This is a genomic window from Veillonella parvula, from assembly GCF_001553335.1.
GTDB lineage: Bacteria > Bacillota > Negativicutes > Veillonellales > Veillonellaceae > Veillonella > Veillonella parvula_S.
Genome location: NZ_KQ960784.1, coordinates 195566 through 207725, shown reverse-complemented (window position 1 = coordinate 207725; position 12160 = coordinate 195566). Strand labels below are relative to the sequence as shown.

Annotated in this window: 9 protein-coding genes and 1 tRNA gene; all 10 read left to right on the top strand. The window is 40.4% G+C overall.

The genetic code is table 11. The features are described 5' to 3' along the window. Positions 1-41 precede the first annotated feature (41 nt). The 10 genes from dnaB (at position 42) to HMPREF1865_RS02835 (ending at position 12096) form a co-directional block, all read left to right on the top strand. Positions 42-1400, top strand: a complete 1359-nt coding sequence (dnaB, locus tag HMPREF1865_RS02880) for a replicative DNA helicase (RefSeq protein ID WP_060919129.1) — start codon at positions 42-44, stop codon at positions 1398-1400. A 337-nt stretch (positions 1401-1737) separates the two neighbouring features. Further along, on the top strand, positions 1738-2496 hold the full coding sequence (locus HMPREF1865_RS02875) for a DUF3969 family protein (RefSeq protein WP_060919149.1): 759 nt from the start codon (positions 1738-1740) through the stop codon (positions 2494-2496). Positions 2497-2694: 198 nt separating this feature from the next. Further along, a complete protein-coding gene (locus tag HMPREF1865_RS02870) occupies positions 2695-3978 on the top strand; it encodes a Y-family DNA polymerase (protein ID WP_060919128.1) in 1284 nt (427 codons plus the stop codon). Between the two features lie 56 nt (positions 3979-4034). Further along, positions 4035-4361, top strand: a complete 327-nt coding sequence (locus HMPREF1865_RS02865) for a YolD-like family protein (RefSeq protein ID WP_060919127.1) — start codon at positions 4035-4037, stop codon at positions 4359-4361. 167 nt (positions 4362-4528) lie between these two features. Continuing rightward, positions 4529-6061, top strand: coding sequence for an ABC transporter permease/substrate-binding protein (locus HMPREF1865_RS02860; RefSeq protein WP_060919126.1), 1533 nt, complete (start codon positions 4529-4531; stop codon positions 6059-6061). 219 nt (positions 6062-6280) lie between these two features. Further along, the gene (locus HMPREF1865_RS02855) at positions 6281-8410 is read left to right on the top strand and encodes a heavy metal translocating P-type ATPase (RefSeq protein ID WP_060919125.1); all 2130 of its coding nucleotides are present in this window, start codon (positions 6281-6283) and stop codon (positions 8408-8410) included. Positions 8411-8858: 448 nt separating this feature from the next. After that, on the top strand, positions 8859-9812 hold the full coding sequence (locus tag HMPREF1865_RS02850; protein WP_004694714.1) for a magnesium transporter CorA family protein: 954 nt from the start codon (positions 8859-8861) through the stop codon (positions 9810-9812). 168 nt (positions 9813-9980) lie between these two features. Then, a tRNA-Ser gene (locus HMPREF1865_RS02845) sits at positions 9981-10069 on the top strand. 102 nt (positions 10070-10171) lie between these two features. Then, entirely contained in the window at positions 10172-11398 is a 1227-nt protein-coding gene (locus HMPREF1865_RS02840; RefSeq protein ID WP_060919124.1) for an MFS transporter, read from the top strand. Between the two features lie 149 nt (positions 11399-11547). Further along, the gene (locus HMPREF1865_RS02835) at positions 11548-12096 is read left to right on the top strand and encodes an SGNH/GDSL hydrolase family protein (protein ID WP_060919123.1); all 549 of its coding nucleotides are present in this window, start codon (positions 11548-11550) and stop codon (positions 12094-12096) included. Positions 12097-12160 lie beyond the last annotated feature (64 nt).

Below are 12160 nucleotides of genomic sequence, written 5' to 3'. Positions count from 1 at the left end.
TGAATTCTTTTATCCATAGTGGTTGTGTGAAGGGGATTATCATGGATGTACGCATTCCACCGCATAATCTAGATGCGGAAAAGGCCGTTTTGGGGGCTTTATTAACAAATGGATCCAACTCGGGTGCTGTTGTAGATACAGTGACGAGCATTCTTAAATCTGAAGACTTTTACCGCGATGCGCATCGTATTATTTATGATGCCATCTTAGAAATCGTGCACGCTAATAAGACGGCAGACTTTATCACTGTTGGTGAAGAGTTAGACCGTCGTAAGCGCCTCGATGCGGTAGGTGGTCTTGCTTATATTACATCTCTTGCCAATGAATCGGTGTCCTACAATGTTGAGGAACATGCGAAAATCATCAGCGAGAAAGCTCAGTTGCGCCGTCTCATCGATGCAGGAAATAAAATCGTAGGTATGACGTATGCTGGCGAAGATGAGCCGACAGCTATCCTCAACAAGGCAGAGCAAATGGTGCTAGACGTAAGCGGTCAAACCCAGTCTGAATCATCTTTTGCAGCCATTGGGGAAGTGGTTTTATCTAATCTAGATAAACTCAATGCATTGCAACAGCATGATGGCGCTATTACAGGCGTGCCAACAGGCTTTAAAGATGTGGACCACATTTTTAACGGCTTACAAAAATCTGACCTCATCCTCGTAGCAGCTCGTCCTGCGATGGGGAAAACGGCTTTCACCTTGAACATTGCTCAAAATGTAACGATGCTATATGACAAGACAGTAGCGTTCTTCTCCCTAGAAATGGGCAAGGAACAGCTCGTTAGTCGTATTCTGTCCTCCGTGGCAGGCGTGAGCTCTGAAAAATTGCGCCGTTCGAACATGGTCACTGCTGACTGGGAAAAGGTTATTGCCGCAGCAGATCGCATGAGCAAAGCCAAGCTCTTTATCGATGATACGCCAGGCCTTACCGTACAAGATATGTGTTCTAAATTGCGCCGTCTCAAGGTGGAACATGGTCTCGATCTCGTTATCGTCGACTATATTCAGTTGATGCAAGGCCGTAACTCTGGCAAGGGCAGCGAGAACCGTCAACAAGAGGTATCTGAAATTTCTCGTAACCTTAAATTGATTGCTCGTGAGTTCAATGTGCCTCTTATCGCTTTGTCTCAGTTATCTCGTAGTGTTGAAAGCAGACCAGATAAACGGCCTATACTTTCCGACCTTCGTGAATCTGGCTCCCTCGAGCAGGATGCGGATATCGTTATCTTCTTGTACCGCGATAAATATTACGATGAAAACTCCGAAAAAGGGGACAATGCAGAAGTCCTCATTCGTAAACACCGTAATGGCTCCGTCGGTACCGTGGAACTCCAATTCGTTGGGGAATTAACACAATTTAGAGACGCGGCATACAAAGATATGGGACCGGAACAATAATGAAAACTATCGTGGGGTGACCTATATTGATGGGGCCCCGTGACATAGCTACATTTTAATTAAAAAGAAAGGACTATACTTCTTTGCTCCTCGTGACCTGATGTCGCTGCATAAGTATAGTCCTTTCTTTTTATCACTGTACATATGAAGGTGTCCCATCAATATAGTGGCACTCGATAGTTTTCGTTGTATTGTTTGGAAAAATGGAAATAGAAGTTTTGGGTTATGTTAGTAGAAAATAAGTTTTATTAAAGTGTATAATAGTACTAGATAGATTTTATAGTGTCGTACAATACGTAAGTATTGTGAGATGGAATATAAGGTTTCCATCCTATGTATGATGAATTTAACTATTAGTGGAAAACAAAATATTGAGTTTTATTTGTTGATGGTTGGATTAGGTGCTGCAGAGGCTTATAAATATAAGCGTATTAGGCTAGGTGTATTTGAGAGCCTGCATTATCATTTGTCCATGATAGATTTAATTGATGAATACCAATTGTCAAAGGACTTAAGGGAGATTGTTTTCCAAGGTATGGGCATGGAAGATATTGTTGATGCAGCAGAGTGGTTTGAAGACTTTGATTGGGAAGGTCATTTGCGTGATGCGATAGATTACTTGGAACTAGATTGTATATCTAGATTAATGGAGCCCTCATATCATACTTGTATTAATGATTTCAACTTGTTTGATGTACCTAATACGGATAGCGTTGATCATCTCTATATTTCTTTTATATCTCATCATAGTTTTGAGCAAATCATGATGATTTTTATGCTAGGGTATACAGTGTTTTTGATTGAGTTAGGTGAGTATTGTGGTGATGCCTTTGATACTTTTAAACGTAACTACCTTACTAATCTTCGAGCTATAAACTGTGGCGAGTCTGAGATTTTAAGTGATGCTCTTGAATTATTTGATTCTTGTGATAACCGAAAAGATTTTTTGAGCAATAAACGACAACAATTGTGGTTAAGAAAGATTTCTATAGATCTTAGAGGGCATTTTTGTAGCCTTAAAGAGTCTAGCATGGATTATAGTAGTGAAAAGGGATTAGTTTATTATAGAAGTCCTAAAGAAACCATATTGGGTTAAGTTATATGCGTACTTAAGAGTACCTACTATTAGATTTGATGTCTAATAGTAGGTACTCTTTTTATGCTCAAAATTTACTGTTATAATAACAAACATATGTTTGAAAATACTCGTTATTTTTGTTATACTAATCATAGAAATTTTTGTGTTCTAATTTTTGTAAAAGCCAGTTGTTTAGGGGATTAGGGGGGTGTTTGTATGGGTTCAGGTGATACGGATCGGCTGTATATGTGTATTGATTTGAAGTGTTTTTACGCGTCTGTAGAGTGTGCCGATTTGGGACTGGATCCGTTTACAACACCTCTGGTGGTCGCCGATGGTTCTCGTGGCAAGGGGGCTATTACGTTGGCTATTTCTCCAGCTTTAAAAAATTTAGGTGTAAAAAATCGTAGCCGATTATTTCAGATTCCACCGCATATTGAGTATTTGACGGTGAAGCCTCATATGAAGCGGTATATGCAGGTGTCTGCTGAGATTTATGGAACCTTGCTCAAGTATGTAGCGCCCGAAGATGTACATGTATACTCTATCGACGAGTATTTCATCGATATTACACCCTATTTGCCACTATATAAGAAGACGCCTCATCAGTTGGCACAGATGCTGCTTGATGCGGTGCTAGAGGCAACAAAAATCTATGCCACCGTTGGGATTGGAACGAATTTGTTCCTCGCCAAGATTGCCCTCGATATTTTGGCGAAACATGCACCTGATTTTATAGGCTATCTTGATGAAAGTCTCTTTAAAGAGAAAATTTGGTATCATCAGCCCTTAACTGATATATGGCAGATTGGTAAAGGCATAGCTAATCGCTTGCATAAGTACGGTGCTTATGATTTACATGGTATTACCATGATTCCAGAGGCGAAGTTGTACAAGGAGTTTGGCGTTAATGCAGAGCTCATTATTGATCATGCTTGGGGCCGTGAACCTTGTACGATTGCGGATATTCAAGCATATCGCCCCATTAAGCACTCTATCTCGCATAGTCAGATTTTGTTGCGTAATTATACCTATGAAGAGGCATACGTGCCTATGCGTGAAATGGTAGAGTCCTTGGTGCTAGAGCTTTTACAAATCAAAGGGGTTACGAATCACATTCATGTTCATATCGGCTATGCTGATGAAATGGTGCGTTCTACCGGAGGTTCTAAAAAGCTTAAACAGTACACTGATTCTCTACAAAACTTGACGGCGGCGGTTATTAAATTATACGAACAGCATTGCCATAAGAATGAGTTCATACGGCGTATAGGGGTCAGCTTTGAGGATTTAGTCAATCGTTCCGCCATACCACAAGAGGAGGATTTGTTTAGTACTCTTGCTACCGATACAGAGGAAAAGGAACGCCAAGTACAAGAAGCAATGTTATCCATTAAGGAGCAGTTTGGTAAGAACTCTATCTTGCGTGCCTCTAGTTTACAAGAAGAAGGAACTATGCGATTTAGAAATACCTTGGTAGGCGGGCATAATGGGGAATAAATAGTGTAATGGATATATTGGGAATAGATTAGTCGCATAAGGGGAGGTATACAGTAATGAAACATCGTATGTCCCGCCTGCAACGGGCAAAACAATTTATGCCCTTTGCGGCATTGAGGGGCTTTGAAGCTTTATTAGCTGCTGTGGCAAGACCAAAAGAAGCTTGGGTAGAGTTATCAGAGGACCAAATAGATGAGTTAAATACAGTTTTACAATCTATACATTGTGGGGAATGGGTACGAATTGTTTATTACAACAAACAAAAATATACGGAGCTTATAGGGATTGTTGATATGATCAGTGAGCAGTTACAAATTCTATCTGTTCAAGGGATTGTTATTCCTTTCAGACATATTAAAGAGCTGAACCCGTATGATATATAAATGATAGCTTTTACTGTGTATGGTAAATAGACTAGAGTTAAGGAATAATTAGGTATACAATGGTATCATGGGTAAATATAGCTTGATAAAGATTTCTTAAATTTTGTTGACTCTAATATACCTATATAATTTTTCGTATTTCTTGACTTAGAAAGGCGGTGTATGTAATGCATGATGTCATATCATTACTTATTAATCGCTATGATTTTTTCCTCCAGCTATTATGGGAGCATATAGAAATTTCAGTATTAGCTTCTGTTGTTGCGATCATTATCGGAGGATTATTGGGTGTTCTTATATATGAATATAAACGGTTAGCTGCGCCAGTTATGGTAATGGTCAATTTCCTATATACGATTCCTTCTATATCGATGTTAGGACTTTTGTTGTATGTATCGGGTGTCGGTAATACGACGGCTATTATTGCATTGGTTATATATGCTTTATTACCAATGGTACGTAATACATTTACTGGTCTTAACCAGATTGATAAAGCCATGTGTGAAGCGGGAATTGCGTTAGGACTCACGCGGATTCAACGTTTGTGGAATATAGAGATTCCCTTGGCTATGCCGACCATTATGGCTGGTATACGGACCATGCTTGTTATGACCATTGCCTTGACAGGTATTGCATCCTTTATTGGTGCTGGTGGCTTAGGTGTGGCGATTTATAGGGGGATTACAACGAATCAAAGTGCCTTGACCATTGCAGGTAGTTTACTGATTGCACTATTAGCCATTACTGTTGATGCGCTCTTTTCTTTAGGTGAAAGAGTAACGCGTATTAGCCCTCATATGAAGCGCTATACTATTATATTTGTCTCGATTATGACGCTAATTGCAATGGGTATAGGTGGCTGGGCCATGTATTGCCGTCATGTGAAGACTGATGTCGTTCATATTGCAACAAAACCTATGACGGAACAGCTTATTTTAGGACATGTTTTAAAAGAATTAATCGAGCAGAAGACTGATCTAACCGTAGAGGTTACAGAAGGTGTAGGTGGTGGCACATCCAATATTCAACCAGCTATGCTTTCCGGCCAATTTGATATATATCCTGAATATACCGGTACGGCTTGGTCTGCTGTGTTGAAACGTACGGATGCGTATGATGAAAGTCTATTTAATGAGCTTTCACAGGCCTACAAAGGGGAATATAATTTTGAATGGGTCGGCATGTACGGCTTTAATAATACCTATGGCATAGGAGTGCGCAACGAGATTGCTAAGACCTATGGTGTAAAAACGTATTCCGATCTTGCTCGTATAGCACCATCCCTAACATTAGGCGGTGAATATGATTTCTTTGGCCGTGAGGATGGCTATGCTGGATTACAACGCGTGTATGGCATGAGATTTAAAGTTACTAAAGATATGGATATAGGACTAAAATATACGGCTATTAGTCGTGGTGAAGTAGATGCAATGCCGATATTTACAACTGATGGACAATTAAGCATGGCGCCAATTACGGTGTTACAAGATGATAAACATTTATATCCATCCTATATGGCTGGTAATGTGGTTCGTAGTGAAGTGTTAATCGCTCACCCTGAATTGCGGCCTATATTAGAAAGTTTAAATAATACGATTACAGATCAAGAGATGGCGAAGATGAATTATGCCGTTGAAACGGAACATCAATTGCCAGCTGATGTAGCACATCAATTTTTGGTAGAACGAAACTTGATATAAGCTGAATATAGTTAGATCTAAAGCAAATAAAGTTTGATATATAGTGAATGTAATTTTGTATTGACATTTAATCTCCTTCAATATAAAATAAAAATATGAGCAGATATTCATATAAGAAAAGAATATCTAATAGAAATCTCTAATAAGTATTAGAAATATATTAAACTAATATTTTAAAATACATGGATAGAAACTTTCACAATTATCAAAGGAGATATCATGGAAGAAACATTATTGCTGAAGGATTTAAACTGTGCAAACTGCGCAGCAAAAATTGAAGATCGCATCCGCAAAATGGACGGTATTGAATCCGCTAACTTCACAGTGGCCACACATCAATTACGGTTAACTGGTGCTTGGGGAGACCGTGAAGCGCTTAAACGCGATATTCAAGATATTTGCGATTCCATCGAAGAGGGCGTAACAGTAGCTGATTACGAGCGTAAATCTAAAGCGGCTCTAGATGACCATGATCATGATCACGACCATGGCAGTGAGGCGATGACAATTGCCGTTATCGTAGCGGGCTTGTTATTTATGGCCTATGAAGCGTTGACTACAATTGTTCCATCCATTAGTTTGCCAGAGTCCATCGAAACTCCAATTTATTATATTGCTTATATCTTACTTGCATTCCCAGTATTGCGCATTGCAGCACGCAATATCTTAAAAGGCCAAGTATTTGATGAAAACTTCTTGATGTCTATCGCTACATTGGGCGCTATCGCTATCGATGCATTGCCTGAGGCCGTAGGCGTTATCTTGTTCTATCGTATCGGTGAGTTCTTTGAACATAAAGCGACTGATCGCAGCCGTACAGAAATCATGAATGCTGTTGATATGCGTCCACAAGAGGTACGTGTTGTGGATACATGCTGTGGCGGTGAAATCGTAGTTATGGCTCCTGAAAAGGTTGAGGTAGGCAGTACTATCGAAGTTCGCCCTGGTGATTTAATCCCTCTAGATGGTACAGTTCTAGAAGGTGAAACACGTGTTAATACAGCTCCTGTAACAGGTGAACCTGTACCTGTTCGCGCCGTACCTGGCACACAACTCATGTCTGGTTGTATTAACGAATCTGGTCGTATTACGATGCGCGTTGATAAGGTTCTTGAAGAATCTATGGTTACAAAAATCCTTGATGCCGTTGAAAATGCAGCATCTTCTAAACCTAAAATCGACCGCTTCATTACGCGTTTTGCTCGTGTGTACACACCAATTGTTGTAGCTCTTTCCTTGGTGGTTGCTATCATCCCATCCCTTATCACAGGTGAATGGCATAAATGGATCTATACAGCTTTAACATTCCTCGTTATTTCCTGTCCATGTGCATTAGTACTTAGTGTGCCACTCGCATTCTTCTCCGGTATTGGTAATGCTTCTAAACATGGTATCTTGCTTAAAGGTGGTCGTGTTATCGAGGCTTTAGCTAATGTGAAAGCAGTGGCTCTCGATAAAACTGGTACTATCACATCTGGTGAATTTAAAGTACAAAACGTAGAAACTGTAGGCTCCCATGTGAGTAAGAATCAATTGTTATCCATGGCTTCAGCTATCGAAGCAGTATCTACACATCCAATCGCAACAAGTATCGTTTCTGAAGCAAAGGAACAAGGCATTACTGTAGAGGCTTCTGATTTCGTTCAAGAATTAGCCGGTGAAGGTATGGTGGGCATGGTTGATGGCCAACAAGTACTCGTTGGTAACCGTCGTCTTATGGAACGCTATGCTGTTCAAGGTTATCCAACAGAAGCTACTGAATACGGCACAGAGGTTCTGGTCGCAGAAGGTAATGTATACCTTGGTCGCATCATCATCGCCGATGAAGCTCGTCCAGATTCCGCAGAAGCGATTGCTGATCTTAATGGTCAAGATATTAAAACGGTTATGCTTACAGGTGATGCTGAAGCAAGTGCTAAGTATATTGCCAAAGAAACTGGCGTAAGTGCCGTTCGTGCTCAATTGTTGCCACAAGATAAATTGTCCGTTGTACAAGATATTCGCTCTGAATATGGTCCAACCATGTTCGTAGGGGACGGCATCAACGATGCTCCAGTGCTTGCTGGTGCTGATGTAGGTGGTGCGATGGGGAGCGGTGCTGATGCGGCTATCGAAGCGGCAGATGTTGTATTCATGCGTCCATCCTTGACTGCTATTGCACATATCCTTGACTTGTCCAAAGCGACCTTGCGCGTTGCTTGGCAAAACGTAGTATTCGCTATTGCCGTTAAAATCCTTATCATGGCACTAGGTCTTATGGGCTATGCATCCATGTGGTGGGCCGTATTCGGTGATACTGGCGTATCCATTCTTTGTATCTTGAACTCTATTCGTATCTTACGCCGTTAATTTGGTGAAAGTAATCTTATAGAACCATACAGGAATATAACAAATGATATTATTCTGGTCTGACAGAGTAGGATAAAACAAATAGCCTCTATATTAGCGACAAGCTAGTATAGAGGTTATTTTTATAAGATTTAACCTAATGATATATTGCTGATTATTTGTTTGCATACTTACTCACTCACTGTAAGTTTTAGTGGCTTAATCTTTTGGTGGATTTTTTAGTTTAGCAGCCTTATTAATCTATCTGTTCGCTAGATTTTTGGTAGATTTGATAAAAGAATGTTTTGAGATGCTTTTAACATATACAATTGTGCATTGTTAATAGACATAAAGTTATTTATGTATATACTACATAAACAAAACTTTCACAATTGAATTGAATAATAGCTATAAAATAGTATATAATTTATTAGATGATTACTATATGTTCGTTGGAAGGAGGGATAGCATGATCACGGTGTACAAACACATAGAAGAAGAGTTAGTTTCAGATTGCACTGTATCAGATGCCACAAAAGGTTCTTGGGTAAATTTGGTGAACCCAGACCCCGATGAGTTGTCCCTCATCAATATTTTGACGGAAATTCCAACGGACGTTTTAAAGACCGCCCTCGATATGGAAGAACGTTCTCACGTGGAATTAGAGGATAATTATATTTTCGTGGTTATCAACATTCCTGCGATTCGCGGTAATGATATGTACGATACGGTTCCGCTTGGTATCTTTTTAACGCCTGACTTCTTCATTACTGTATGTCTTGAAGAGTCCGAGGTGTTATATCCGTTCATTTCAAATCAACTGTCTACATTCTATACATATAAAAAGACGCGGTTCTTGTTCCAAATCTTGTACCGTACAGCTACATTGTTTTTACGTTACTTGCAACAAATTAACCGCCGTACCGACGATATTGAAGTTCAGTTGCGTCATACGACGAAGAATAAAGACTTCTTCCAACTATTGGAATTACAGAAATCCATGACATACTTTACCTCTGCGTTGCGTACGAATGGAACTGTTATGGAACGCCTATTGCGCTTGCGTGGTCACAGCACTTATAGACATTTGCTTAAAATGTACGAAGAGGATGAGGATCTTTTGGAAGACGTTATCATTGAAAATAAACAGGCCATCGAGATGGTTGAAATGTACTCTAATATCTTGATGAATATGATGAATGCCTTCACATCGATTATCTCAAATAACCTCAATATGGTGATGAAAATGTTGGCGGCTCTTACGATTACTTTGGCGGTGCCCACAATCATATTCAGCTTGTGGGGAACGAATGTGGCGTTACCATTCCAGGATGATCCAAATGGATTTTACGAAGTAGTAGGTATTTCCGTGGTGTGTTCTATCATTGCTATCATCGGCATGTGGAAAAAAGACCTATTCTAACATATATGACAAATAACTAATAGATTAGTGCAATATTAACTGTTAACTGTAAATGAAAAAGCTGGCTGTAAGTCAGCTTTTTTGCTTGCTTACGTATTATATTATTGCTTATTTACGTATTACGTTGTTGCTTATTATTAGGCCAATTTGATATAATAGTACCGTTATGGAGAGGTGTCCGAGTGGTTTAAGGAGCTGGTCTTGAAAACCAGTGACTCCGCAAGGGGCCGTGGGTTCGAATCCCACCCTCTCCGCCATAATAAAGCCCTCTAGGTTTATGCCTAGAGGGCTTTTCAATATTTGCCCACTATGATATGCTATCGATATATTTATTAGATATTCTGTAGAAAGGAGCTCGTATGAATCGACTTAGTTTCTCGCGAACTCAAATATTAATTCTTCTTAGCGTGTGGCTCACGTTCTTGTTGAGCTTTGTTATGCGCTTGTCCTGGGCATCTGTTATGCCTATCCTCAATGAGGCGTTGCATTTCACAGCCAAGATGGGGGCTCAACATATTTCGGCCTTTTATTTTGGTTATGCGTTAACGGTATTACCAGGCGGCATCTTAGCCGATAAAATCGGTTACAGACGCACCATCTTGTTTAGTTTGATCGGTATGGCCGCTGTAACGGCTTTGATGAGTACCATTACAGACTATACCATGGCTTGGGGTTTGCGCTTCTTATTAGGCGTTATGTCTGGTCCTGTACAAGCTTCTTGCTTGAGCGCTATCGGAGATCACTTCGGTCCTAACCAACGCGGTGCGGCCGTAGGTATCTTCATGAGTTGTACTTCCTTTGGTATTACTACGGTAAACCTTTATGCACCGTATGTGGCAACACATTACGGCTGGCAAACTGCATTCCTTGCTACAGCCATCTTGCCTTTGGTAGTACTCGTGTTATGTTACTTCACGGTGCGTAAGCCGAGTGCAGAGATTCTAGCACAACGGGAATCGGAGGCTTCTGAAGCGGCTGCTAAGCTTGGCGTAGGGCAAACGTCTTTAGTAGAAAACTTGAAACACATTATTTCTAACCGTAACATTCGTTGTTTAGCTATCGCTGGTTTTTTCGCAACAGGTACGACTTGGGGCGTAACGCAATGGGCGAACTTGTACATGGTTAAACAATTAGGCGTAACTGCTATCTATGCAGGCCAAGTCATGAGCGTATTCGGTACGGCTGCGCTAATTGCAAAACCAACGATCGGTATTTTATCTGATATTTTGCCAATTAAGAAGAACCATTTAGCGGCGCTCGTTATGTTCTTATTTGGGCCAGCTTTAATCTTGTTTGCAAGCACAGCCAATCCAAATATGCTCTTTGTAACAGGTCCAATCCTCGGTATTGGTGCCTTCATGCATAGTGCGTTGACCAATGCTCTCGTAGTTCAATCTGCAGCACCTCATTTGCGCGGCACAACAGCGGGCTTTGTAAATTTGTTTAACCAAATCGGTGCTCTCTTGGCGCCACTACTCTTGGGCAATGTCCTCGTTATGACGGGCAGCTACCAAATGTCCTTGATGTCTATCGCCATAGCGCCGATTATCGGTGCTTGCGCATTGTTCTTCATTCGTCTTAAATAATATAAAAGGATCCGTAAATGAACTGCCCTTCTAAAAATTGCGTCTAATTGGAGGGTAGATTAAAACGGGTCCTTTTTTGTAATTAATATGTATATTGTGTATGGTGTTCTTTTATTATATGATTGAGTCATAGTACAGGAGGGATGTAAATGGAAATCATCTGTTTTGGCGATAGCATTACGCGTGGCTATGATGTACCCTATGGACGGGGTTGGGTCGAAATCTGTGATGCATCCATAGAGGGTGTTAATTTTACAAACTACGGTGAAGATGGCTGCTCCGTACAGGGGATGATTTATAATATTGAAAATTGGGCGGTTACTGCTGTATCCGACCCAACACGTCATATTTTCTTGATGTGTGGCACTAACGATATTTTACAAGGTCGAGATAGTAGCTATGTGTATAAGACTTTGGTGAAAGCTATCGAGCTGGCTAGTACAAAAGGGATGGTAATTATCGGTTTAGAAACTCAAATTGATAGCGATATGGATGGATTAGATCTGGTTGTACGAGAGGTTAATGAACAGCTAAAAGCCTACGCAGCGGCGCGTAATATTAAGGTTATAGACTTCTATACCACCTTGTTTGAAGCGGATCAAATTGGACAAATTGTCTTTGCTGGAGAGGTACATCCTAACGAGCGTGGTTATCGATTAATGGCGTATAAGGCATTAGAGGTCTTTACGCGATTATAACGGCACTATAATACGACTGTAACGGGACCATAACGCGTCTATAATATAAAGCACATAAAAACTC

Bases quoted from the DNA above. Each gene is read 5' to 3' on its own strand.
- dnaB (WP_060919129.1), top strand. From the start codon at position 42: ATGGATGTACGCATTCCACCGCATAATCTAGATGCGGAAAAGGCCGTT.
- HMPREF1865_RS02875 (WP_060919149.1), top strand. From the start codon at position 1,738: ATGATGAATTTAACTATTAGTGGAAAACAAAATATTGAGTTTTATTTG.
- HMPREF1865_RS02870 (WP_060919128.1), top strand. From the start codon at position 2,695: ATGGGTTCAGGTGATACGGATCGGCTGTATATGTGTATTGATTTGAAG.
- HMPREF1865_RS02865 (WP_060919127.1), top strand. From the start codon at position 4,035: ATGAAACATCGTATGTCCCGCCTGCAACGGGCAAAACAATTTATGCCC.
- HMPREF1865_RS02860 (WP_060919126.1), top strand. From the start codon at position 4,529: ATGCATGATGTCATATCATTACTTATTAATCGCTATGATTTTTTCCTC.
- HMPREF1865_RS02855 (WP_060919125.1), top strand. From the start codon at position 6,281: ATGGAAGAAACATTATTGCTGAAGGATTTAAACTGTGCAAACTGCGCA.
- HMPREF1865_RS02850 (WP_004694714.1), top strand. From the start codon at position 8,859: ATGATCACGGTGTACAAACACATAGAAGAAGAGTTAGTTTCAGATTGC.
- HMPREF1865_RS02840 (WP_060919124.1), top strand. From the start codon at position 10,172: ATGAATCGACTTAGTTTCTCGCGAACTCAAATATTAATTCTTCTTAGC.
- HMPREF1865_RS02835 (WP_060919123.1), top strand. From the start codon at position 11,548: ATGGAAATCATCTGTTTTGGCGATAGCATTACGCGTGGCTATGATGTA.